The organism is Atlantibacter sp. RC6 (assembly GCF_014193285.1).
Lineage (GTDB): Bacteria > Pseudomonadota > Gammaproteobacteria > Enterobacterales > Enterobacteriaceae > Atlantibacter.
Window position 1 is genome coordinate 24718 of record NZ_JACHZE010000016.1, and the last position, 23636, is coordinate 48353.

A 23636-nucleotide genomic window follows, 5' to 3' on the forward strand; every position below is an offset into this window, starting at 1 on the left:
TATATACTGGTTCCTTATACAGTAAAGAGGGGAGTGCGGTTTCAGAATAATTTTTTTGACCACCCCAGCTTGGAGCTTAGCGTGTTGAAATAGCTGTAATCTTTAGGATGGATAAGATTCAGGTGATAGTCGCAGCGGCGGATTAACACGTCCTCGCCTTCCTGGATCGGCAGGGCGATTTGGCTGTCGCAGCTCACCTCCAGATCGCTGCTGATATGTGAAAAGCGCAGCCGAATGGTGCTGCTGCTGTTAATCACCAGCGGGCGCGCGGAAAGCGTATGCGGGAACATCGGCACCAGGGTGATTGCGTCCAGCGAGGGGGTCAGAATCGGCCCGCCGGCGGAAAGCGAGTAGGCGGTTGAACCGGTCGGCGTAGAGATAATTAACCCGTCGGAGCGCTGAGAAAAGGCGAATTTCTCGTCAATATAGACTTCAAACTCAATCATATGGGCGACTTTTCCCGGGTGCAGCACCACCTCGTTGATGGCAGTGCTGATGCGCTTCTGGCAATCCTGCTGGCACACCTGGGTTTCCAGCAAAAAGCGTTTTTCAGCGATATAGTGCCCTTCGAGCACGTCGGCCAACTGCTGCTGGGCGTTGTCAGGATCGAGGTCGGTGAGGAAGCCGAGATTGCCACGGTTGATGCCGATGACTTTGATGTCGTAACGCGCCAGCACCCGCGCTGCGCCCAGCATATTGCCATCTCCGCCCACCACCACGGCTAAATCCGCCTGTTGGCCTATTTCCGCCAGTGTGCCGGTTTTGACGCCTTTAAGCTTGAGCTCATGCGCGATTTGTTGCTCAATAATGACTTCATAGCCTTTTTCACTAAGCCATCGCCAGAGCATTTCATGCGTGGTGAGCGCGGTTGGGTGACGGGGATGCCCAACAATACCAATGCAATTGAAATGTTTATTCATTTTCTGGTGATCCTTTGTGATTTAGCCTGCGACAATCTGCCCGGTTCCCTTGAAACCCGTAAACTGATCCCCATAATAAGCGAACCAGCGAGTTGAATGCTAAGAAACGCGGAGAATTTCATGAGTAGTAAAGAACAGAAAACGCCTGACGGGCAAGCCCCGGAAGAGGTCATCACGGAACAGCACGAGGCGGTAGAGGTGGAAACCGCAGAAACGGCTGAACAGGTGGATCCGCGCGATGAACAGATTGCTAACCTGCAGGCGCAGCTAGCGGAAGTTCAACAGCGCGAGCGTGACGCGGTGTTACGTTCTAAAGCCGAAGTGGATAATATGCGTCGCCGCACCGAGCAGGATGTTGAAAAAGCGCATAAATTCGCGCTCGAAAAGTTCGTCAACGAACTGCTGCCGGTTATCGATAGTCTGGATCGCGCGCTGGAAGTGGCGGATAAAGCCAACCCGGATATGAGCGCCATGATTGAAGGCATTGAACTGACCCTGAAATCCATGCTGGACGTGGTGCGTAAATTCGGCGTTGAAGTGATTGCCGATACCAACGTTCCGCTCGATCCAAACGTGCATCAGGCGATTGCTATGGTGGAGTCCGAGGACGTTGCGCCTGGCAATGTGCTGATGGTGATGCAAAAAGGGTATACCCTGAATGGCCGCACTATTCGCGCCGCGATGGTGACCGTGGCGAAGGCGAAAGCCTGACCATAATGAAAACCCGCCGACCGGCGGGTTTTTTTACTCTTCTACGCTCTGACGCAGCGGTTTTACCGGTATTACCCGTACCTGGCGGATCATATTGTCCTGCACGTCGAGAATATCGATATCATACTGGGCGATGCGCACCCGGGTACCCTTGGCGGGGATCTCTTCCAGCGCTTCCAGCAGCATCCCGTTAACGGTGCGCGCTTCGTCTTCCGGCAGATGCCAGTTGAAGGCTTTATTGATCTCGCGGATGTTCGCGCCACCCTCGATAATCACCGAACCGTCGTTTTGCGGCGTGACCTCTTCTGCAAGGGTCGGCGACATAGAGGTGGTGAAGTCTCCGACAATTTCCTCAAGAATATCTTCGACGGTGACCAGGCCCTGGATATCGCCATACTCATCCACCACCAGGCCGACTTTCTTTTTATTACGCTGGAATTTGATCAACTGGGTGCTGAGCGGCGTGCCTTCCGGCACGTAGTAAATCTCATCGGCGGCGCGCAGCAGCATCTCTTTGGTAAACTCCTGCTTCTCGGTCATCAGCCGGTACGCTTCGCGCACCCGCAACATGCTGATAGCGTCATCCAGCGAGTCCCGATACAGCACAATGCGGCCATGGGGCGAGTGCGTAAGCTGGCGGACAATGGATTTCCAGTCGTCATTGATATCAATGCCGACGATGTCATTACGCGGCACCATAATGTCGTCAACGCTGACTTTTTCGAGATCCAGCACCGACAGCAGCATGTCCTGGTTGCGCCGGGAAATCTGCGAGCGGGATTCATTGACGATAGTGCGAAGTTCGTCCTTACTCAGCGCCGCGCTCACCACGTTATCCACTTTAATCCCGACCATGCGCATCAGGATGCGCGTCACGGTATTCAGCAGCCAGACCAGCGGCATCATCACGATTTGCAACGGGCCAAGCAGCACGCTGCTGGGAAAGGCGACTTTTTCGGGATACAGCGCGGCAATGGTTTTTGGCAGCACTTCGGCGAATACCAGCACCACAAAGGTGAGCACGCCGGTGGCGATAGCCACGCCCGCGTTACCGTACAGGCGCATACCGACGATAGTGGCGATGGACGAGGCGAGAATATTGACCAGGTTATTGCCGATCAGCACCAGGCTAATCAGGCGGTCAGGCTTACGCAGCAGTTTTTCCACGCGCCGGGCGGCGCGGTTACCCTGTTTGGCAAGATGACGCAACCGATAGCGGTTAAGCGTCATCATGCCGGTTTCCGACCCTGAAAAGTAGGCGGAAACCACCACCATTACGATCAGGGAGACAATTAGCGTGGTAGTCGAGATATGTTCCAGGGGAGATCCTTAGTTAGCCAGCGAATTCCTGGATAACGCGGCTGCCGAAGTAAGCCAGCGTTAACAAGGCGGCACCCGCCACGTTAAACCATACGACGCGCCGCCCGCGCCAGCCCTCATGGAAATGGCCCCAGAGCAAAATGATGTACACAAACCAGGCGATAATCGACAGCACGGCTTTGTCGATATTTTCCAGGCTAAACAGGTTACGCATATAGAAAAGGCCGGTGCAGAGCGTTAACGTTAGCAGCACCACGCCCACCTGGGTGATATGGAACATTTTACGCTCAATGGTCATCAGCGGCGGCATTTCGTTATTAAACGCCAGTTTTTTATGTTTGAGCTGATAATCAATCCATGCCAGTTGCAGCGCATACAGCGCGGCGATAATGAGCGTGGCGTATGCAAACAGCGACAGCCCAATATGCACCATCATCCCCGGCGTGGTTTCCAGGTGAGTGATAAATTCGTTAGGCATAAAGCTGGCAAACGCCAGGTTTATCAGCGCAAAGGCGTAAACGATGGGCAGCAGCAGCCAGCCGCGATTGCGCGAGGCGACAATCGTCATCACGGTACAGATCAGCAAACTTACCAGCGAGCCGACGTTGAGCAGGCTCAGGTTCTGACCGGAGCCGTCCGCCGGAAAGATACGCGCTTCCAGCGCCAGGCCATGGCTTACCAGCGCAATCACCGCAGAAATAATGGCGATACGACGCCATGCGCTGTTCTTTCGAAGCAGGCCGGGAATAATCAGCGCCAGGCTGATGGAGTACGCGACGAGCGCAAGTAGTGCGAAAAAAGGCATATAAGGGTGTCGTTCATTCGCCAGAAAGGAAAGTAAATCAGTATACCGTTACGTGACTCAGGCTCCAACCGTTGCAGCACACTCAATACACCGATCGTGTTATACTCCGGGCCATTCTGAATCAGAGTCGCTGTGGCGGCCTTAATGTGACCTCTTAGGCAAAAGACCATGTTTGATAATTTAACCGATCGTTTGTCGCGTACGCTGCGCAATATCAGCGGCCGCGGACGCCTGACCGAAGACAACATCAAAGAGACCCTGCGCGAAGTGCGCATGGCGCTGCTGGAAGCCGACGTGGCGCTGCCGGTGGTGCGTGAATTCATCAACCGCGTGAAAGAAAAAGCGGTGGGTCATGAAGTCAATAAAAGCCTGACCCCAGGCCAGGAATTCGTCAAAATCGTCCGTAACGAGCTGGTTTCGGCGATGGGCGAAGAGAACCAGTCGCTGAACCTCGCGGCGCAACCGCCTGCGGTCGTGCTGATGGCGGGCTTGCAGGGGGCGGGTAAAACCACCAGCGTCGGCAAGCTCGGTAAATTCCTGCGCGAGAAGCACAAGAAAAAGGTGCTGGTGGTGTCCGCCGACGTGTATCGCCCGGCGGCGATCAAACAGCTGGAAACCCTGGCGCAGCAAGTTAGCGTTGATTTCTTCCCGTCCGATGTGGCGCAGAAGCCGGTTGATATCGTTAACGCGGCGCTGAAAGAAGCCAAACTGAAATTCTACGATGTGCTGCTGGTGGATACCGCCGGTCGTTTGCACGTCGATGAAGCGATGATGGACGAAATCAAACAGGTTCATGCCGCGATTAATCCGGTAGAAACCCTGTTTGTGGTCGACGCCATGACCGGCCAGGATGCGGCGAATACCGCCAAAGCCTTTAACGAAGCGCTGCCGCTGACCGGCGTGGTGCTGACCAAAGTCGACGGCGACGCCCGCGGCGGTGCGGCGCTCTCTATTCGCCATATCACCGGCAAGCCGATCAAATTCCTCGGCGTCGGTGAAAAAACTGAAGCGCTGGAGCCGTTCCATCCAGATCGTATCGCTTCCCGTATTCTCGGCATGGGCGATGTGCTGTCGCTGATTGAAGATATCGAAAGCAAGGTCGACCGCGCCCAGGCGGAAAAACTCGCGAATAAGCTGAAAAAAGGCGACGGCTTTGACCTGAACGATTTCCTTGAGCAGCTCAAGCAGATGAAAAACATGGGCGGCATGGCGAGCCTGATGGGTAAGCTGCCGGGCATGGGGCAAATCCCGGATAACGTGAAGTCCCAGATGGACGACAAAGTGCTGGTGCGGATGGAAGCCATTATCAGCTCCATGACGCTGAAAGAGCGCGCCAACCCCGACATCATCAAAGGCTCACGCAAGCGCCGCATCGCCGCCGGTTGCGGTATGCAGGTGCAGGACGTTAACCGCCTTCTGAAACAGTTCGACGACATGCAGCGCATGATGAAGAAAATGAAGAAGGGCGGGATGGCGAAGATGATGCGAGGGATGAAAGGGATGATGCCGCCAGGCTTCCCGGGTAGATAACGGCCTGGCTTGTTTGCCATTTTGACGCCGGGGTGTGCTCGCCACCGTCACGTACTGCGTGTACGCTCCGGCGGCTGTGCGCACGCCGTCGCCAAACTGGCTGCACCGCCGACGGCCTTCAGCCCGTTTAATCTCATCTGCTGATTGCTTTTTAGCTGAAAATGAGTAAAATTTTCGGGCTTTTAATATGACACCGGGCTCCTTCCCTCGAGGGGGCCTGGTGTTTTATTCACTATAGAGGATGTTATGGTAACTATTCGTTTAGCACGTCACGGCGCGAAAAAGCGTCCGTTCTACCAGGTTGTCGTGACCGACAGCCGTAATGCACGCAACGGTCGCTTCATTGAGCGCGTTGGTTTCTTCAACCCGATCGCCAGCGAAAAAGAAGAAGGCACCCGCCTGGATCTGGACCGCATTGAGCACTGGGTTGGCCAGGGCGCTACCGTTTCCGATCGCGTTTCCGCGCTGATCAAAGCAGCAAAAAAAGCAGCTTAATCTGTCACGGTGGTCATGATGAGCAAGCAAGAAACCGCAAAGGCACCTGTTAACCCGATTGTTCTCGGGAAAATGGGCTCCTGCTACGGTATCCGTGGTTGGCTCAGAGTGTTTTCCTCCACCGAAGACGCTGAAAGCATTTTTGACTATCAGCCCTGGTTTATCCAGAAGGCGGGTCAGTGGCAGCCAATACAGCTGGAAAGCTGGAAGCACCACAATCAGGATCTGATCATCAAGCTGAAAGGCGTTGACGATCGGGATGCCGCGAATCTGCTCACCAATTGCGAAATTGTGGTCGATTCAACGCAACTGCCCAGTCTCGAAGAGGGTGACTATTACTGGAAAGACCTTATCGGTTGCCAGGTAGTGACCACGCAGGGATATCAGCTCGGTAAAGTCATCGACATGATGGAAACCGGGTCGAATGACGTTCTCGTCATCAAGGCAAACCTGAAAGATGCGTTCGGCATCAAGGAGCGGTTGGTTCCGTTCCTCGATGGGCAGGTTATCAAGAAAGTCGATCTCGCTACTCAAACCATCGAAGTAGATTGGGATCCTGGTTTTTAAATACTTCTGAATACGGTAAAAGACGGCGCTATGTGGATTGGCATAATTAGCCTGTTTCCTGAGATGTTCCGCGCAATTACCGATTACGGGGTAACTGGCCGGGCAGTAAAAAATGGCCTGCTGAGCATCCAGAGCTGGAGTCCGCGTGATTTCACTCATGACCGGCACCGTACCGTGGACGATCGTCCTTACGGCGGCGGACCGGGGATGTTAATGATGGTGCAGCCCTTACGGGATGCCATTCATGCCGCAAAAGCTGCGGCGGGCGAAGGCGCGAAAGTTGTCTACCTTTCACCTCAGGGACGCAAGCTTGATCAAGAAGGCGTCAGTGAGTTAGCGACAAACGAGAAGTTGATTCTGGTTTGTGGCCGTTACGAAGGGATTGATGAGCGCGTGATCCAAACCGAAATTGACGAAGAATGGTCAATCGGCGATTACGTTCTCAGTGGTGGTGAGTTACCCGCAATGACGCTGATTGACTCGGTCGCCCGGTTTATTCCGGGGGTGCTGGGTCACGAAGCATCGGCAATTGAAGATTCATTTGCTGACGGATTGCTGGATTGCCCACATTACACCCGCCCTGAAGTACTGGAAGGGATGGAAGTACCGGCAGTTTTGCTGTCGGGTAACCACGCCGAAATTCGTCGCTGGCGTTTGAAGCAGCAACTGGGTCGTACCTGGCTTAGAAGACCTGAACTTTTGGAAAACCTGGCTCTGACTGAAGAGCAAGCAAGGTTGCTGGCGGAGTTTAAAATTGAACACGCAAAACAGCAACATATACACGAGACATGCAGGTTGCATCGAGGCGGCAACTGAATGAATCCTCAGGAGTTTACTTAAGTAAGTGACTGAGGTGAATGAAGGCAGCCAACGATGAGGCAGCCTGAAGGGCGACGTGTATAGACATGATGGGATGGCGTAACGCCCCCGATACATCAGTTTACCCAGGATAAGAGATTAAATTATGAGCAACATTATCAAGCAAATTGAACAAGAGCAGATGAAGCAGGACGTACCTTCCTTCCGTCCGGGTGATACCGTGGAAGTGAAAGTATGGGTTGTTGAAGGTTCCAAAAAACGTCTGCAGGCATTTGAGGGCGTGGTTATCGCTATCCGTAACCGCGGTCTGCACTCTGCATTCACTGTTCGTAAGATTTCCAACGGCGAAGGTGTTGAGCGTGTATTCCAGACTCACTCACCGGTAGTTGACAGCATCGCTGTTAAACGTCGTGGTGCCGTTCGTAAAGCTAAACTGTACTACCTGCGTGAGCGTACTGGTAAGGCAGCTCGTATTAAAGAGCGCCTGAACTAAGATTCGCTTAAGCGACATCCAATAAGTTAGTGCAAATACAAGGGGTTGGCGTTATGCCAGCCCCTTGTTTTTTTGTTTGCAGAATTCTGATAGCCGCAGCAATAAAGATTTTTTCGCAAGGATGGGAAAATAATGGACAGGTCACTCCTCTTTTTTTACGGGTTATTCATCGCATTTATGGGCTACTATGCCTGGAAAGCCAAAAAACAACGGGTTCTCACAAGTACTCTTTGGCAACTGGCGGCGCTTGTTACAAGTATGATTCTTGCCTCGCTGATTGCAGAGTCGGGCACCGGAACATGGTGGGTTATTGTTGTCGTAATTAACTTTGCGTTATTGGCTGGCGGGATGATACTTTTTCTGGGTATTAAATTTCGTCGCGGTAAAAAACAGTTTCAGGCAGCGCTTAACATCATTCAAAGCCAGGGCGCGGAGGGCCTCTATACGTTACTGCACGACGAATCAGACCATCGCCTGGACTGGCAAGTGATTTATTTCCCGGAACAAAATGCCTTAGAAATTGGTGCAAATATTTATTATCAGAAATGGGTGCTATTTAAAAAATATTACTTACGCACCCTTTCAGGCCGGACGGTTTATTTTGTACCTGACCTTCTCCTGGTGGAGGTCGATCTCAGCAGGAATGGGCTTTATGCCCTCGGCATGTTTGTGCGGCATAGCAAAGAAACTGCTGATTTAGTAGGGCATTATGCGGATGCGATTAAAAGTGGAGTTAAGCAACCATGGAAGCTTTTAGATGAAGAGCATCAGCAAAAGCGCTAAATGGCCGAACTCTGATAGCAACATTTTGACAAGGAACCTGGCGATGAAAGTCCGTGCCTTATTTCTCTTCCCTCTTTTTTTAGCTTTATTCGGTGCATCTGCGTTTAGTAACGCTGCTAATTACCCTTGTTCTAAATCAAAAGGGGGCGTCTCGCACTGTACTGCTGACGGTAAGTTTGTATGTAATGACGGCAGCATCAGCCGTTCAAAAAAGGTATGTCGTTAATGGCTGCTTTGCTTTAAGCAAATTTATGCGTTATACAACCGCAATGCAAAAAGCTGCTTTCTTGAAGCAGCTTTTAAGTTTTGAAGGGCATTTTCATTAACCTTCTGGACGCAAATCATTTACAATGCCCTCTCTTCCGGAGGGGACGTGACGACGGGTTTAGCGCAATCACACAACACGAAAAGAGCGGCATGGGCGGCGCTGTTTGCCATGCTGTTGATTCTCGTTGCGCCGCTCATCTCGATATCTCTCCATAACGCCCGTGTCACCGACGCGGCTCCGCCCTCCCATTCTCTGCATCATCACGCGATGCCCATGCATGACGGCATGGCAGAACATGTTCATTCCCCTGGCCTGACAATGGTCGATCATGCGGAGGCCTGTGGCTACTGCGTGCTGTTAAGCCATGTGCCGGGGATGTTACTTCTTGCCCTGGCGCTGGTTTATGCGCTGTTGCGCCATATTGGGCGGGCGAGTTACCCCGCCGTCGCTGTTGTTTATTCTTCTCTGATTTGGCTGCGGCCCGCACCCCGAGCGCCGCCGGTAGCGTCTGCTTATTCCCTTTCATTGTGACTATGACGTCTCTCCACAGGAGGGACCACCCGTACTTTATAAAAAGGAAAAGTATGACCACCTGCACCCAACGCCAGGCGTGGATCACGCTATTGCGACGGCTCCATTTTGCTATTGGCTTATTTGTCGGCCCGTTTATTTTTGTGGCGGCACTATCGGGCACGCTTTATGTGGCGACGCCCCAACTGGAAAATATTGTTTACGCATCGGCGCTGAACGGCAGCCGGGAGGGAGAGCCGCAGCCGCTTGCCCGCCAGGTTGACGTGGCAGAACAGTTCACCCGCCATGCGCTGCGCTTACATGCGGTCAGACCCGGCCTGGAAGCGGGCCAAACCACGCGGGTAATGTTCAGCGATCCGTCGCTGAGCGTATCGGAGCATCGGGCGATTTTCGTCGACCCGGTTACGCTCGCGGTCAAGGGCGATCTGACCGTTTATGGCACCAGCGGAATACTTCCGCTGCGGCAGAGTATTGATTATCTGCACCGCTCGTTATTGTTAGGGGATATCGGGCGGATATACAGCGAGCTGGCGGCATCATGGATGTGGATCGCGGCGCTGGGCGGCATTGTTCTGTGGTGGGCGACGCGGCCTGCACGCAAGCGTAAGCCGGTCAAACGCAGCCGGTTTATGGCGGCAAGGCAGCTGCATATCATGCTGGGCCTGGTATTGCTGGCAGGTCTGCTGCTCTTTTCCGCGACGGGGCTCACCTGGTCACAGTATGCGGGTGGCAACGTCGATAAACTGCGCGCCGCGCTGGGTTGGATGACGCCGCAGGTCAATACGGTAATAGCCGGCGAGGCGGCGGTGGCCGATCCGCACGCCGGGCATCATGAGCACCACCAGCACGCGATGGCTGCGCAGACAATCAATAGCGCCGATTTCGATCACGTGATGAATCTGGCGCAGCAAAACGGCCTTCATGCCAGCCTGGTAGAGATTCGCCCACCGCGTAGCAATAACCAGGCCTGGACGGTCACGGAGATTGACCGGCGCTGGCCGACACAGGTTGATGCGGTGGCGATAAATGGCGAAACCATGCAGGTAATCGATAAGACTGACTTCACCCAATTCCCCTTAATGGCGAAGCTTACCCGCTGGGGTGTGGATTTCCATATGGGCGTCTTGTTCGGGCTGATTAATCAACTGGCGTTGGTGGCCTTTGGTGTCGCCCTGTGCGTACTGATTGTCATGGGTTACCGGCAGTGGTGGCTGCGACGCCCGGCTGCGGCAGCAAAGAATCCGGCGCAAACGCTGTGCGATGCCTGGTTGCAGCTTTCCGTTATCGGACGTGCCTGCGTACTGGCTATTACGGCTGCGGCAGGGTACGCCATGCCGGTGATGGGGGGCAGCATCCTGCTGTTTTTGTTGATTGATGTTGTACGCTGGAAGCGGGCGCAGCGCCGTCAGGCTACCGCACCTGCCGTAAACTAAGCCTCAGGGCGTGCTGATGACCACCGCAACGCGACGGTTTTCGGCACGTCCTTTACTGGTTTTGTTGCTGGCGACAGGGAATTTCTTACCCAACCCCTGGGTCGTAAAATTGCTGCGCGGCAGATTGGCGCCTTTCGCCCATGCGTCGGCCACAATATTAGCCCGTTTAAGGGAAAGCGCTTCATTGTAGCTGTCCTCGCCGTAATTATCGGTGTGGCCGTCCATACGCGCGTGTTTTAAACCATGGGAAGAAAGATTGGCTGCCATGGTTTCAATCTGGCGATAGCTTTCGGGACGCAGTTGATATTGGTTTTTATCGAACAAAATGGTATCTGATAAGCCCAGCGACCAGTCGCCATTACTCTCGCTAAAGCCGTAAGACTGCATGGCTGCGACCTGCTCAGGGGTGAATTTTCCCTGCGGCGTCTGGCAGCCGGTTAACAGAAATGCAGCGAGAACGGCGGGAGCGAAAAAGCGGGGCAACATAATGACCTTCCTTTGTGATTATCCAAACGCCAGGCGGCGCTTACTCTTGTCGTGATACATGTTCTTGTCGGCGATCTCCATTAGCGCTTCCGGCGTCGCCGTACACTTCGCCAGCGCGTAGCCGATGCTCATTGATAGCGCCGTCGTTTCGCCATTGTTCAACAAAATTGGCGGCAGCAACGCCTGACGTAAATCGGTAATGCACATCAGTATTTCTTCGGTAGAGTGAACGCCGGTGAGCAAAATGGCGAACTCGTCGCCGCCCAACCGATAGGCGCTGTGCGTTTCCCCTGAAAAGTTGCGTAAGCGCTGAGCGGCTTCAATCAGTACGCGATCGCCTGCCGCATGACCCCAGGTATCATTGATATATTTGAAGTTATCGCCATCCATAAACAGCAGCGCCGCGTCGATTTTACGGCTTCTGTCATTCATCATGGTCTCAACAGCCTGGCGAAACGCCGTGCGATTGGCCAGGCCAGTCAGCGGATCGTGGGTGGCGCTGATCAACAGCGAGGCATTTTTACGCTGTAATTGCGTTTGCCAGGTTTCCATCTCGTCCAGCAGCGTATTGAAGTCCTGCCCGAAACGGTGAAATTCTTCTATGCGCTCAGCGGATACCCGTCTGGAAAAATTACGGTTAGTCTGCACGTCATGAGCGACTTCGGTAATATTGTTGAGCGCGTTAACCATACCTTTATGCAAATAACGCGTAATCGACAGGGAGATACAGGAGGCCAGGATCAGGCAGGCGGTCAGCACGCCGAGCGAGGTCCAGACAAAGTGGGTAATAATATTATCCATGGCGGTCAGGCGGATTTCGCCCAGCACTTTACCATTGTGATAAATCGGCTGAACTATCGGCGTCGGGAATACCCATTTACTCACCAGCCCGCCCATCACATCGCGATCGTTTTCTGGCGTGCCTGACCAGTCGGCAATAACTTCCCCGTTGGTGTCCACCACCTGCGCGCTGGCGAATTGCCTCTGTCCGCCAAGAGCGGCGAGGGTGTCGTAGGCCGCCGGGCCATCACGAAATACCATGGCCGCTTCCAGCGTATGGCTGATGGAAACGCTCAGTAAACGGAGGTTATTCTGGGCGTATTGTTTCAGGGTCAGCATGGATGAGACGGAAAGCAGCAGCCAGGCGATAATCATAGTAATCACGACGCTTATCATGCTGATGCGTCGCAACGTTCTTTTGAACGTTGGCCGAGGCATAGAGTTGATATCCTTAGTCATGACTATTATTCCGTGCGAGCATCAGTACGTCTGGATTGACCCGTACACCGCTACGGGACAAAGAATCAAGATTTACCGCAAATTTAACCGGGGTAACATTAATATTCAGGCAAAACGAGCTGCCAATCAGGCATTGAGTATTTTGTTCCGCAATTAATAATAAAGGGCGTGGCTGATAGGCTTCGATTAATTCCGCCTGTTCTTCCGGTTGTTCTTTTCCAAAATAAATACCGTCGCATTGCGACGCTAATGCCTGTTCACGGGTTTCAACGATGACCGGCGTAAAAGATAACGGCGTAATATTATCGTTAACCAATTTCGCCAGCCGGGAGGAGCTAAAAATACATATACGCGGTGCCGCTGAAAGAGCGGGCCAGCGGGTATAACTAATTATGCCCGATACAATACGTTGAACAGCTGCATCATTATTTGCGTCAGGTATAGGCAGTTCCGCTATCGAAGGTATTGCCACTATCATCAATACAAAACAAATCGCTCGGAAGTGCAGCACAGGCATGTTGTGGATCCCAGCTAAAACGGTGACGCAGTAATGGTTGTTACAGAATATATCCTGGGATAATACCATTTACCGCTGGGTTCGTCATTATCGGCACGCCAGTCAGTCGCAGAGACCGAGCCGGTAGCACTATCAGCGAACAGTCAAGTGCTTCAATTTAGTAGCGAATCTTCGCTGGCACCCGTATCGCCTTCTTTCCAGCGTGCGCGTAATTGAGAACTTTGCTCGAGGTTTTCGCACGTTGCCGGGAAACTTCTGCCGCTCAGTCCCCAGACGTATAAAAAATCATCCTGACATAACCGCTGTTGGCCGCGTAGATAGCCCTTTTTATATGCCGTCATATCAATTCGCGCGTCATCATAATCCTGGTAAAGCCGCTGCCGATCTTTTGCCAGGCTGCCGGACATCGCATCATCAACGCCGATCTCATACCAGTTCCGGTCACTCCACGTCGGCGCATGGGTGTAGGGATCGATTTGACAACCGGTAGCCAGCAGGATGCCGAGAATTACCATTACATGACGCATTGCCGCAGCCTTAAGGTGTGTTAGTGCTTATGCAAAACGTAGCGCAAAAAGCGAATAAGCCGCTTAGTTTTTTTGCGTTCTGGTGATTGAATATGCAGAGTGTAAATAAATAATTACATTCTGGTGCTGATTAAGGCGCATAAAAATGGCTTAAAATTGCTTTTGTAACGAAAAATTTACGAGTTGTGGATTGAAATGTTTACCGCTTATGGTAAGGTACGCTTACCTCAGTGAGGTAAAGACTATCGCAAACGAGCAAATTTAAGGGTCGCAATCATGCAAAAAGACGCGCTGAATAACGTTCATATCGCTGATGAACAGGTTCTGATTACTCCGGATCAACTGAAGGCAGAATTCCCGCTGACGCTGGAACAGGAAGCGCAAATTGCGCACTCCCGTGAGACGATCGCCAATATTATTGCCGGGCGCGATCCGCGTCTGCTGGTGGTGTGTGGACCTTGCTCGATCCACGACCCCGAAGCGGCCATTGAATATGCTCGTCGGTTTAAAACCCTTGCCGAACAAGTCAGCGATACACTTTATCTGGTAATGCGCGTCTATTTTGAAAAACCCCGTACCACCGTTGGCTGGAAAGGGTTGATTAACGATCCCCACATGGATGGCTCGTTTGATGTCGAAGCTGGCCTGAAAATCGCCCGCAGCCTGCTGGTGGAACTGGTCAATATGGGGCTGCCGCTGGCGACCGAAGCGCTGGACCCCAACAGCCCGCAGTACCTGGGCGATCTGTTTAGCTGGTCCGCCATTGGCGCGCGCACCACTGAATCGCAAACCCACCGTGAAATGGCGTCAGGTCTTTCCATGCCGGTAGGCTTTAAAAACGGCACCGACGGCAGCCTGGCGACGGCGATTAACGCCATGCGCGCCGCCGAGCAGTCTCACCGCTTTGTCGGTATTAACCAGGCGGGCCAGGTTTGCCTGCTGCAAACCCAGGGCAACCCGGATGGGCATGTGATTTTGCGCGGCGGTAAAGCGCCGAACTACAGCCCGGCGGACGTGGCGCAATGTGAAAAAGAGATGGAACAAGCGGGACTCCGTCCGGCGCTGATGATAGATTGCAGCCATGGTAATTCAAACAAAGACTACCGCCGCCAACCGGGCGTCGCCGAATCGGTCGTCGCGCAGATTAAGGATGGCAACCGTTCGATTATCGGCCTGATGATTGAAAGCCATCTCTTTGAAGGCAATCAGTCTTCTGAACAACCGCGCAGCGCAATGAAATACGGCGTATCGGTGACCGATGCCTGTATCAGCTGGGAAACCACCGACGCGCTGCTGCAGGAAATCCACATCGATCTGAACGGTACGCTCGCGGCGCGTTTCGCTTAAGAGGTTATTATGGTTGCAGAGTTGACCGCATTGCGCGATCAAATCGATGAAGTGGATCAGGCGCTGCTGGGGCTGCTGGCGCGCCGACTGGCGCTGGTTTCTGAAGTGGGCGAAGTGAAAAGCCGCTATGGCCTGCCGGTTTATGTGCCGGAGCGCGAAGCATCGATGCTGGCGTCCCGGCGTCAGGAGGCCGAGCAGCTTGGCGTCTCGCCAGATCTGATTGAAGACGTGTTGCGCCGGGTGATGCGCGAATCCTATGCGCATGAAAATGACAAAGGTTTTAAAACGCTGCATCCGACGCTGCGCCCGGTAGTGATTGTCGGCGGGGCGGGGCAAATGGGGCGTCTGTTTGAGAAGATGCTACAGCTGTCTGGCTACCAGGTGCGTATTCTGGAACCGCAGGACTGGCCGCAGGCGGAAGCCCTGGTTGCCGACGCCGGTATGGTGATTGTCAGCGTGCCGATCCACGTGACCGAACAGGTGATCGCTAAACTGCCGCGCCTGCCGGATGACTGTATCCTCGTCGATCTCGCGTCGGTGAAGAATGGTCCGTTACAGGCGATGCTGGGCGCGCATAGCGGTCCGGTTCTGGGCCTGCACCCCATGTTTGGCCCGGACAGCGGTAGCCTGGCGAAACAGGTGGTGGTCTACTGCGACGGACGCCAGCCGGAAGCCTATCAGTGGTTCCTGGAGCAGATTCAGGTATGGGGCGCGCGTCTGCACCGCAGCAGCGCTGTGGAGCATGACCAGAATATGGCGTTTATCCAGGCGCTGCGTCACTTCGCGACCTTCGCCTATGGCCTGCATCTGGCGGAAGAGAATGTGCAGCTGGAAAAACTGCTGGCGCTCTCATCGCCAATTTATCGCCTTGAGCTGGCGATGGTTGGGCGGCTGTTCGCTCAGGACCCGCAGCTGTACGCGGATATCATTATGTCGTCGGAAGATAATCTGGCGTTGATTAAGCGCTACTACCAGCGGTTTGGCGAGGCGATTGGCTTACTGGAGCAGGGCGATAAACAGGCGTTTATCGACAGCTTCCGCAAAGTCGAACATTGGTTTGGCGATTACGCGCAGCGCTTCCAGAGCGAAAGCCGGACGCTGCTGCGTCAGGCCAACGATAGCCGCCAGTAAACTGAAAAAGCCAGCGAATTCGCTGGCTTTTTTATGGATTATGCCGGATCGACCGGCACCACGTTTTCGCTGGGATAGCAGCCCAGCACTTTCATTGAACGGGTGATATCGGTGAGTTCGCGCAGCGCCTGCTGCATTTCCGCTTGCTGAACGTTAGCCTGCACATCCAGATAAAACATCTCTTCCCACGGGTTGCCGTTTATGGGGCGCGATTCCAGACGGGTCATGATCAGGTTGTGATTACGCAGCACCAGTAACGCTTCCACCAGGGCACCTGCCTGTTGGCCAGTCGCCATCAGCAGGGTGGTTTTCGCGGGGACCTGATCGGAAACGTGAATCGCTTTGCGCGCCAGCACTACAAAGCGGGTGATATTCTGCGTCTGGTTCGCCAGATTGCGCTCCAGCACCTGTAAGCCATACAGCGCGCCGCCGGCTTCGCTTCCCAGCGCCGCCACCTTCGGCGATTTTATCTGCGCCACTTTTTCCATGGCGGCGGACGTGCTTTCACAATACTCAATTTTCCAGTGTGAATAGCGGTTCAGGAACTGGCTACACTGCTGGAACGGCTGCGGATGGCTGTAGATAGTTTCAATGCTATCCAGATCGGTAGAGCCCGATACCAGTACGCAGTGATCGATAGGAATGGTTAACTCGCCAACGATAGACAAGCTGGTGTGCTGGAGCAGGTCGTAGACATCGTTAATCGCGCCGGAGCTGGTGTTTTCCAGCGGCACCACCGCGTAATCCGCCTGGCCGGTTTCCACCTGGTTAAAAATCTCATGGAATTTGGCGCAGCCGCTTTCAATAAACTGCTCAAAATGGCGAGCCGCATACTGACGCGCCGCCAGGTGCGAATACGATCCTTTTGGACCAAGAAACGCCACGCGTGCCGAATGCGGATTGGTTTGGTTGAGATGCTGCTGAAGCAGCGCCTGCTGGGTGAGGACAGAATCTTCAATAATCAGCTGAAACAGGCGGGTGATGTAATGCGCATCAAGATGGTGGGCTTTGCCGAGGGTAATCAGCTTATCCAGCAGATCGCGCTCGCGGTCGATATCCCGCACCGGGCGATGCGTGGCGAGCTTGGCTTTGCCAACTTCCACCGCCAGGGTGCGACGCTCGGCTAGCAGCGCCAGTAACTTTTCATCTAATGCGCTGATTTTATCCCGCAAAGCCAGTAAAGGGTTTTCCGCTGTCATAACGCTACCTTTTTTATAGTCATAAAAAAGGCCCCCCGATTTGGGAGGCCTGTTTGTTCGTCTTCGCATTCTTTATCACATGACGAAAAGCCTCCCGTTCAGGGGAAGGTAAAAAAGAATGCGAAGAAGAACGGCAGTTGTTTCATAACATGTTCCTTGAAAAAGTACGGATTACACTACCCGTACTGTTTTCGCTCTGTCAATAAAAAACGCGCCCGGAGGCGCGTTGTTGATGTTGAGTTGATTACTCTTCTTCCGCGAAGCTAACGTCTTTAACTGAAGGTACTGCGCGACGTGCTTCCCCTTTGTGCTGCACTTTATTCAGTTGTCGCTCCAGTTTGTTAATGAGTTCGTTAATAGCCGTATACATATCTTCGTGTTTTGCGCTGGCGACAAGATGGCCGTTTGGCGTATTCATGGTGGCGTCAGCGACGAAGCCTTGAGGTTCTCTGGATAAGATTATGTGCGGATTAATTAAGTGAGTTTGCCATTTATCCAGTTTAGCGAGACGGTCTGCGACATGCTGGCGAATTGCCGGAGTGATTTCCATTTGTTTGCTGGTAATGTTCATTGTCATAAATTTTACCTCTCGTCTTTCCCGTCTTGGTGATTCAAGCATACCGTCCTGAGTGTCAAAATGTGTGATGTAAATCACGTAAATTTGTCACTTTTTGTCAACTCAACTGTTTTGTGAGACAGGACAGGAAGAGGGCATTTTTCCCTTGTCGGATCGCCTTTTTCAGGCCATATTTGATGGGATGACTTCGCGCTAAACCCGGCTAAGTGGGGATGGCGGGCATAAAAAAAGGCAGCCAGGCTGCCTTTTTTGTAGCGATAACAATCAGGTGTTGCTGCCGTTCGCGGCGATAATTTTGGCGACTTTATCCGCCTGCGCATTCATCTGCATTTCGCGGTAGGCGTTTTCCATTAACTTCAGACCATCACGCGTAGCCTGAGTATCCGGGTAATCACGCAGCATCCCTTCCACACGGTTGACCACAGCCACATACGCGCCGCGTTTGGTGTAGTATTCGGCAACCGACAGCTCATACTTAGCCAGACGGTCTTTCAGGAACACCATGCGTTTGGTGGCATCAGTAACGTACTGGCTCTGCGGATAACCGCGGGTCAGCTTTGCAAAGTCGCGGAACGCGTCGCGCGCGTGTTGCGGATCGCGGTCAGAACGATCGACGCCGAAGAAGCCTTGCAGCGCGCTGTCATCCAGCGCCATATTGGTCAGCCCGCGCATATACATCACGTAGTCGATGTTCGGGTGAGTCGGGTTCAGACGCATAAAACGATCGATGGAAGCCTGAGCCAGCGGGAGATCGGCGTTTTTGTAATACGCATAGATCAGATCCAGCTGAACCTGCTGGGAGTACGGCCCGAATGGATAACGATTATCCAGCGCTTCCAGTTGCGTTATTGCCGCTTTCCAGTTACCGTCCTGCAGTTTTTGCTGAGCAGTCGCGTAAATTTCAGATGGCGGATTATCAGGGACCTCTTCCTTAGAACCGGAGCAACCCGCCAAAGCCAGGCTCAACGTGGCGGCAGCCACCAGATATTTCATGCGCGTCATGACGTTTTGACTTTCCTCAGAATGTTTTACTTGTGCGGGAGATTGACAGTTCCTGCTCCCGGTTAAGACCAGCTACAATAGCACACTATATTATACGGCGAAGCCGTAAATCCCAACGTAAACGAAGAAGCAGTATATGGCACAACGAGTACAACTCACTGCAACGGTGTCCGAATCTCAACTCGGTCAACGCTTAGATCAGGCTTTGGCCGAAATGTTCCCCGATTATTCGCGATCGCGGATAAAAGAGTGGATTTTAGACCAGCGCGTCCAGCTCAACGGCAGGATTAGCGACAAGCCAAAAGAAAAAGTGTTCGGCGGCGAAAGCGTGGTTATCGACGTAGAAATCGAAGAAGACGCCCGCTTTGAACCCCAGGATATCCCGCTGAATATCGTCTATGAAGATGACGATATTCTGGTGATCAACAAACCGCGCGACTTCGTGGTGCATCCCGGCGCGGGCAACCCTGACGGCACGGTGCTCAACGCGTTGCTGCACTACTATCCGCCGATTGCCGACGTGCCGCGCGCGGGTATCGTGCACCGTCTGGATAAAGACACCACCGGTTTAATGGTGGTGGCGAAAACCATTCCGGCGCAAACCCGCCTGGTGGAATCCCTGCAACTGCGCGAGATCACCCGCGAGTACGAAGCGGTGGCTATCGGTCATATGACTGCGGGCGGAACGGTGGAAGAACCCATCAGTCGTCATCCGACTAAACGTACCCATATGTCAGTTCATCCGATGGGTAAACCGGCCGTTACACATTACCGGATTATGGAGCATTTTCGGATTCACACCCGGCTACGGTTGCGCCTGGAAACGGGGCGTACTCACCAGATCCGCGTCCATATGGCGCACATTACCCATCCGCTGGTGGGCGACCAGTTGTATGGCGGCCGTCCGCGCCCGCCGAAAGGCGCGTCCGACGAATTCATTCAGGCGCTGCGTCAGTTTGATCGCCAGGCGCTGCATGCGACGATGCTGCGTCTGTATCACCCGATTACCGGTATCCAGATGGAATGGCATGCGCCTATTCCGCAGGATATGGTTGATCTCATCAATGCGCTGCGTGCTGACTTCGACGCGCATAAAGACGACGTTGACTGGTTATGACAAAACTCATTATCCCCGACTGGCCATTGCCGCCGGGCGTCGCGGCCTGTAGCAGCATGCGCATTGGCGGTGTAAGCACCGGGCCGTATGCATCGCTTAATCTGGGCGCGCATTGCGGCGACAACGCCGATGACGTCGAAGAAAATCGCCGTCGGTTATTCGCCGCCGCGCAGATGCCCTCCAGGCCTGTGTGGCTGGAGCAGGTGCACGGCAACGCGGTATTACGTCTCACCGGCGAGCCGTATGCCTCAAAACGCGCGGATGCCTCCTGGAGCGACACGCCTGGCACAGTATGCGCCGTCATGACCGCAGACTGTTTGCCGGTGCTATTCTGTAATCAGGCAGGCAGTGAAGTGGCTGCCGCGCATGCGGGATGGCGGGGATTATGTGATGGCGTACTGGAAGCGACCCTTGCGAGTTTTAACGATCGTCCGGAAAATATCATGGCGTGGTTAGGCCCGGCGATTGGCCCACAGGCGTTTGAAGTGGGCGATGACGTGCGCGATGCGTTTATCGCCAAAGACAGCCAGGCCGCCAGCGCGTTTCGTCCCGTGGGCGAAAAGTATTTCGCCGATATTTATCAGCTTGCGCGCCAGCGTTTAACAACGGCGGGCGTGACGAAAATCTACGGCGGCGACCGTTGTACCTTTACTGAAAAGGATGATTTTTTCTCATACCGCCGTGACAGAATCACGGGCCGTATGGCAAGTTTCATTTGGCTGATATAACCTAGCGAATCAAGACGATCCAGAACGCGTTGTTTTCTTTTCACATAATTCAGGTCATTCACCTTGAATAATTGAGGGATGACCTCATTTAATCTCCAGTAGCAAATTTGACCTGTTTATGGGAGGAGTTATGCGTCTGGATCGTCTTACTAATAAATTCCAGCTTGCTCTTGCCGATGCCCAGTCACTCGCACTGGGGCACGACAACCAATTCATCGAACCCTTACATCTTATGAGCGCCTTACTGAATCAGGAAGGGGGTTCCGTTCGTCCTTTACTTACCTCTGCGGGCATTAATGCCGGCAAGTTACGCACTGATATCGATCAGGCGTTAAGCCGCCTGCCGCAGGTGGAAGGCACCGGCGGCGACGTACAGCCGTCACAGGATTTAGTGCGCGTCCTCAATCTTTGCGACAAGCTGGCGCAAAAGCAGGGCGACAATTTTATTTCGTCAGAACTGTTTGTTCTGGCGGCGCTGGAGTCACGCGGCACGCTGGCCGATCTGTTAAAAGCGGCGGGCGCCAATACCGCGAACATCACTCAGGCAATTGCGCAAATGCGTGGAGGTGAAAGCGTGAACGATCAGGGGGCTGAAGATCAGCGCCAGGCATTGAAAAAATACACCCTCGATCTGACCGAGCGTGCCGAGCAGGGTAAACTTGACCCGGTCATTGGCCGTGACGAAGAGATCCGCCGCACGATTCAGGTATTGCAGCGTCGCACCAAAAATAACCCGGTGCTGATCGGTGAACCTGGCGTGGGTAAAACCGCCATCGTTGAAGGGCTGGCGCAGCGCATCGTCAATGGCGAAGTACCCGAAGGCTTAAAGGGCCGCCGCGTACTGGCGCTGGATATGGGCGCGCTGGTGGCCGGGGCAAAATACCGCGGCGAATTTGAAGAGCGTTTAAAAGGCGTGCTTAGCGATCTCTCGAAACAGGAAGGCAATGTCATTCTGTTTATCGACGAATTGCACACTATGGTCGGCGCGGGTAAAGCTGATGGCGCGATGGACGCCGGGAATATGCTGAAACCTGCGCTGGCGCGCGGTGAACTGCACTGCGTCGGTGCCACCACGCTGGATGAGTATCGTCAGTATATCGAGAAAGACGCCGCGCTGGAGCGTCGTTTCCAGAAGGTGTTTGTCGCCGAGCCGACGGTGGAAGACACCATCGCGATCCTGCGTGGCCTGAAAGAACGTTATGAACTGCACCACCATGTGCAGATCACTGACCCGGCGATTGTCGCGGCCGCTACGCTGTCGCATCGCTATATCGCCGATCGGCAATTACCGGATAAGGCCATCGACCTGATCGATGAAGCCGCATCCAGCATTCGTATGCAGATTGACTCGAAACCGGAAGAGCTTGACCGGCTCGACCGGCGCATCATTCAGCTTAAACTGGAACAGCAGGCGCTACTGAAAGAGTCGGATGAAGCCAGTAAAAAACGTCTTGATATGCTGAATGACGAGCTGGCTGATAAAGAGCGTCAATATTCAGAACTGGAAGAGGAGTGGAAGGCGGAGAAAGCCTCGCTTTCCGGCACTCAGACCATCAAGGCTGAACTGGAGCAGGCCAAAATCGCTATTGAGCAAGCGCGCCGCGTGGGCGATTTGGCCCGGATGTCGGAATTGCAGTACGGGAAAATTCCGGAGCTGGAAAAACAGCTGGCCGCCGCGACGCAAAGCGAAGGCAAAACCATGCGGTTGCTGCGTAACAGAGTCACCGATGCGGAAATCGCTGAGGTGCTGGCGCGCTGGACCGGTATCCCGGTGGCCCGCATGATGGAAAGCGAGCGCGAAAAACTGCTGCGTATGGAGCAAGAACTGCATCAGCGGGTGATTGGCCAGGATGAAGCGGTCGAAGCGGTGTCCAATGCCATTCGCCGTAGCCGCGCCGGATTGTCCGACCCTAACCGTCCAATTGGTTCGTTCTTGTTCCTTGGGCCGACCGGGGTAGGGAAAACCGAGCTGTGCAAAGCGCTGGCGAACTTTATGTTTGATAGCGATGACGCGATGGTGCGTATCGATATGTCCGAGTTTATGGAGAAACATTCGGTGTCGCGGTTAGTGGGCGCGCCTCCGGGATATGTCGGTTATGAAGAGGGCGGTTACCTGACCGAGGCGGTGCGTCGTCGTCCTTATTCTGTGATCCTGCTGGATGAAGTCGAAAAAGCGCATCCGGATGTATTCAACATTTTGCTGCAGGTGCTGGACGATGGCCGACTGACCGATGGACAGGGCCGCACGGTAGATTTCCGCAATACGGTAGTGATTATGACCTCCAACCTGGGGTCTGATCTGATTCAGGAACGGTTTGGCGAACTCGACTACAGCCATATGAAGGACCTGGTGCTGACCGTGGTAAGCCAGAACTTCAGGCCGGAATTCATCAACCGTATTGATGAAGTGGTGGTATTCCACCCGCTGGGCCAGAAACATATTGCGTCGATTGCCCAAATCCAGCTGCAACGGCTGTATAAACGGCTTGAGGAACGCGGATATCAGGTTGAGATGTCTGATGAGGCGCTACAGTTGCTGGGTGAAAACGGATATGACCCGGTTTATGGCGCACGACCGCTAAAACGCGCTATTCAGCAACAAATCGAGAACCCGCTGGCTCAACAGATCCTCTCTGGTGAGTTGGTCCCGGGTAAACCGATTGAGCTGACCGTTAAAGACGAACGTATTGTGGCTCGCCAATAAACGTTCGACGATGGTAAAAACGGGCTCTCAGGAGCCCGTTTTGTTTATAAAGCAGGCAGAATAAGGCCTTCTTTCGAAGTTTTGTTTGAAATGTGAGCGAACGATAACTTTTTTGAATTTTAGGCTTGTCAGATTCTGATTACTCCCTATAATGCGCCACCACTGACACGGAACAACGGCACACAGGCCGGCCGGTCAGCGAAGTCCCTCCGGGGAGTTCGGCAGAGAAAAGCGAAATTAACGCTTGACTCTGAAGCGGGAAGTCGTAATATACGCACCCCGCGCCGCTGACAAAAAGCGAAGCGGCACTGCTCTTTAACAATTTATCAGACAATCTGTGTGGGCACTCGCAGGATTGATATCTCAGCATCTCCGGATGCACAAAGA

At 53.6% G+C, this 23636-nt stretch carries 26 protein-coding genes and 1 other annotated feature; of the genes, 15 read left to right on the forward strand and 11 right to left on the reverse strand.

The window, feature by feature from the left end; translation table 11 throughout:
- Nucleotides 1-41: 41 nt before the first annotated feature.
- Nucleotides 42-920, reverse strand: coding sequence for an NAD(+) kinase (gene nadK, locus FHW74_RS22160; RefSeq protein ID WP_183172458.1), 879 nt, complete (start codon nucleotides 918-920; stop codon nucleotides 42-44).
- Nucleotides 921-1040: 120 nt separating this feature from the next.
- On the opposite strand from nadK, the gene grpE reads away from it, so the two are divergent.
- Entirely contained in the window at nucleotides 1041-1631 is a 591-nt protein-coding gene (gene grpE / locus FHW74_RS22165) for a nucleotide exchange factor GrpE (RefSeq protein ID WP_183172459.1), read from the forward strand.
- A gap of 33 nt (nucleotides 1632-1664) precedes the next feature.
- On the opposite strand, the gene FHW74_RS22170 is transcribed toward grpE, so the two are convergent.
- Complete coding sequence (locus tag FHW74_RS22170) at nucleotides 1665-2951, reverse strand: HlyC/CorC family transporter (protein ID WP_183172478.1); 1287 nt, start codon at nucleotides 2949-2951, stop codon at nucleotides 1665-1667.
- A 13-nt stretch (nucleotides 2952-2964) separates the two neighbouring features.
- Nucleotides 2965-3756: an inner membrane protein YpjD gene (locus FHW74_RS22175; protein WP_183172460.1), complete on the reverse strand. Its 792-nt coding sequence runs from the start codon at nucleotides 3754-3756 to the stop codon at nucleotides 2965-2967.
- Nucleotides 3757-3924: 168 nt separating this feature from the next.
- Here FHW74_RS22175 and ffh point away from each other — a divergent pair, with 168 nt between their 5' ends.
- From ffh to FHW74_RS22215, 9 genes are all read left to right on the forward strand, one after another.
- Nucleotides 3925-5286, forward strand: a complete 1362-nt coding sequence (ffh, locus tag FHW74_RS22180; protein ID WP_125294812.1) for a signal recognition particle protein — start codon at nucleotides 3925-3927, stop codon at nucleotides 5284-5286.
- 246 nt (nucleotides 5287-5532) lie between these two features.
- Nucleotides 5533-5781, forward strand: a complete 249-nt coding sequence (rpsP, locus tag FHW74_RS22185; protein ID WP_002437767.1) for a 30S ribosomal protein S16 — start codon at nucleotides 5533-5535, stop codon at nucleotides 5779-5781.
- Between the two features lie 18 nt (nucleotides 5782-5799).
- A complete protein-coding gene (gene rimM / locus FHW74_RS22190; RefSeq protein ID WP_183172461.1) occupies nucleotides 5800-6348 on the forward strand; it encodes a ribosome maturation factor RimM in 549 nt (182 codons plus the stop codon).
- Nucleotides 6349-6378: 30 nt separating this feature from the next.
- Entirely contained in the window at nucleotides 6379-7164 is a 786-nt protein-coding gene (trmD, locus tag FHW74_RS22195) for a tRNA (guanosine(37)-N1)-methyltransferase TrmD (RefSeq protein ID WP_183172462.1), read from the forward strand.
- A 148-nt stretch (nucleotides 7165-7312) separates the two neighbouring features.
- Nucleotides 7313-7660, forward strand: coding sequence for a 50S ribosomal protein L19 (gene rplS / locus FHW74_RS22200; protein WP_002437770.1), 348 nt, complete (start codon nucleotides 7313-7315; stop codon nucleotides 7658-7660).
- 132 nt (nucleotides 7661-7792) lie between these two features.
- Entirely contained in the window at nucleotides 7793-8443 is a 651-nt protein-coding gene (locus FHW74_RS22205; RefSeq protein ID WP_183172463.1) for a hypothetical protein, read from the forward strand.
- 43 nt (nucleotides 8444-8486) lie between these two features.
- A complete protein-coding gene (locus FHW74_RS22955) occupies nucleotides 8487-8669 on the forward strand; it encodes a hypothetical protein (RefSeq protein WP_238406809.1) in 183 nt (60 codons plus the stop codon).
- Between the two features lie 210 nt (nucleotides 8670-8879).
- On the forward strand, nucleotides 8880-9242 hold the full coding sequence (locus FHW74_RS22210; protein WP_183172479.1) for a DUF2946 domain-containing protein: 363 nt from the start codon (nucleotides 8880-8882) through the stop codon (nucleotides 9240-9242).
- 53 nt (nucleotides 9243-9295) lie between these two features.
- Nucleotides 9296-10675 (forward strand): PepSY domain-containing protein, encoded by a 1380-nt coding sequence (locus FHW74_RS22215; protein WP_183172464.1) that lies wholly within the window; start codon nucleotides 9296-9298, stop codon nucleotides 10673-10675.
- 3 nt (nucleotides 10676-10678) lie between these two features.
- On the opposite strand, the gene FHW74_RS22220 is transcribed toward FHW74_RS22215, so the two are convergent.
- The 4 genes from FHW74_RS22220 to FHW74_RS22235 form a co-directional block, all read right to left on the reverse strand.
- Complete coding sequence (locus tag FHW74_RS22220; RefSeq protein WP_183172465.1) at nucleotides 10679-11161, reverse strand: OmpA family protein; 483 nt, start codon at nucleotides 11159-11161, stop codon at nucleotides 10679-10681.
- Between the two features lie 18 nt (nucleotides 11162-11179).
- Nucleotides 11180-12400, reverse strand: a complete 1221-nt coding sequence (gene dgcN / locus FHW74_RS22225) for a diguanylate cyclase DgcN (protein WP_183172466.1) — start codon at nucleotides 12398-12400, stop codon at nucleotides 11180-11182.
- Nucleotides 12393-12917, reverse strand: coding sequence for a YfiR family protein (locus tag FHW74_RS22230; protein ID WP_183172467.1), 525 nt, complete (start codon nucleotides 12915-12917; stop codon nucleotides 12393-12395). Before FHW74_RS22230 ends, dgcN begins: the two co-directional genes overlap by 8 nt.
- Before the next feature lie 152 nt (nucleotides 12918-13069).
- Complete coding sequence (locus tag FHW74_RS22235) at nucleotides 13070-13444, reverse strand: DUF2799 domain-containing protein (RefSeq protein ID WP_183172468.1); 375 nt, start codon at nucleotides 13442-13444, stop codon at nucleotides 13070-13072.
- A gap of 276 nt (nucleotides 13445-13720) precedes the next feature.
- Between FHW74_RS22235 and aroF the strand changes: the two genes are divergently transcribed.
- Together aroF and tyrA are read left to right on the forward strand one after the other, a co-directional pair.
- Entirely contained in the window at nucleotides 13721-14791 is a 1071-nt protein-coding gene (gene aroF / locus FHW74_RS22240) for a 3-deoxy-7-phosphoheptulonate synthase AroF (RefSeq protein WP_183172469.1), read from the forward strand.
- A 9-nt stretch (nucleotides 14792-14800) separates the two neighbouring features.
- Nucleotides 14801-15922 (forward strand): bifunctional chorismate mutase/prephenate dehydrogenase, encoded by a 1122-nt coding sequence (gene tyrA, locus FHW74_RS22245; RefSeq protein WP_183172470.1) that lies wholly within the window; start codon nucleotides 14801-14803, stop codon nucleotides 15920-15922.
- A gap of 38 nt (nucleotides 15923-15960) precedes the next feature.
- Here tyrA and pheA read toward each other — a convergent pair whose 3' ends face one another.
- The 4 genes from pheA to bamD all read right to left on the reverse strand — a co-directional run bounded on the left by pheA (nucleotide 15961) and on the right by bamD (nucleotide 18700).
- Entirely contained in the window at nucleotides 15961-17121 is a 1161-nt protein-coding gene (gene pheA, locus FHW74_RS22250) for a bifunctional chorismate mutase/prephenate dehydratase (RefSeq protein WP_183172471.1), read from the reverse strand.
- Between the two features lie 21 nt (nucleotides 17122-17142).
- Nucleotides 17143-17268: a sequence feature (Phe leader region), on the reverse strand.
- Nucleotides 17220-17267: a pheA operon leader peptide PheL gene (gene pheL / locus FHW74_RS22255; protein WP_125294913.1), complete on the reverse strand. Its 48-nt coding sequence runs from the start codon at nucleotides 17265-17267 to the stop codon at nucleotides 17220-17222. (Overlaps the previous feature by 48 nt.)
- A gap of 97 nt (nucleotides 17269-17365) precedes the next feature.
- The gene (gene raiA / locus FHW74_RS22260; protein WP_183172472.1) at nucleotides 17366-17698 is read right to left on the reverse strand and encodes a ribosome-associated translation inhibitor RaiA; all 333 of its coding nucleotides are present in this window, start codon (nucleotides 17696-17698) and stop codon (nucleotides 17366-17368) included.
- 264 nt (nucleotides 17699-17962) lie between these two features.
- The gene (gene bamD, locus FHW74_RS22265) at nucleotides 17963-18700 is read right to left on the reverse strand and encodes an outer membrane protein assembly factor BamD (protein WP_183172473.1); all 738 of its coding nucleotides are present in this window, start codon (nucleotides 18698-18700) and stop codon (nucleotides 17963-17965) included.
- Nucleotides 18701-18836: 136 nt separating this feature from the next.
- Here bamD and rluD point away from each other — a divergent pair, with 136 nt between their 5' ends.
- From rluD to clpB, 3 genes are all read left to right on the forward strand, one after another.
- A complete protein-coding gene (gene rluD, locus FHW74_RS22270; protein ID WP_183172474.1) occupies nucleotides 18837-19817 on the forward strand; it encodes a 23S rRNA pseudouridine(1911/1915/1917) synthase RluD in 981 nt (326 codons plus the stop codon).
- Complete coding sequence (gene yfiH, locus FHW74_RS22275) at nucleotides 19814-20545, forward strand: purine nucleoside phosphorylase YfiH (RefSeq protein ID WP_183172475.1); 732 nt, start codon at nucleotides 19814-19816, stop codon at nucleotides 20543-20545. Before rluD ends, yfiH begins: the two co-directional genes overlap by 4 nt.
- A gap of 130 nt (nucleotides 20546-20675) precedes the next feature.
- A complete protein-coding gene (clpB, locus tag FHW74_RS22280; RefSeq protein WP_183172476.1) occupies nucleotides 20676-23249 on the forward strand; it encodes an ATP-dependent chaperone ClpB in 2574 nt (857 codons plus the stop codon).
- Nucleotides 23250-23636: the final 387 nt, after the last annotated feature.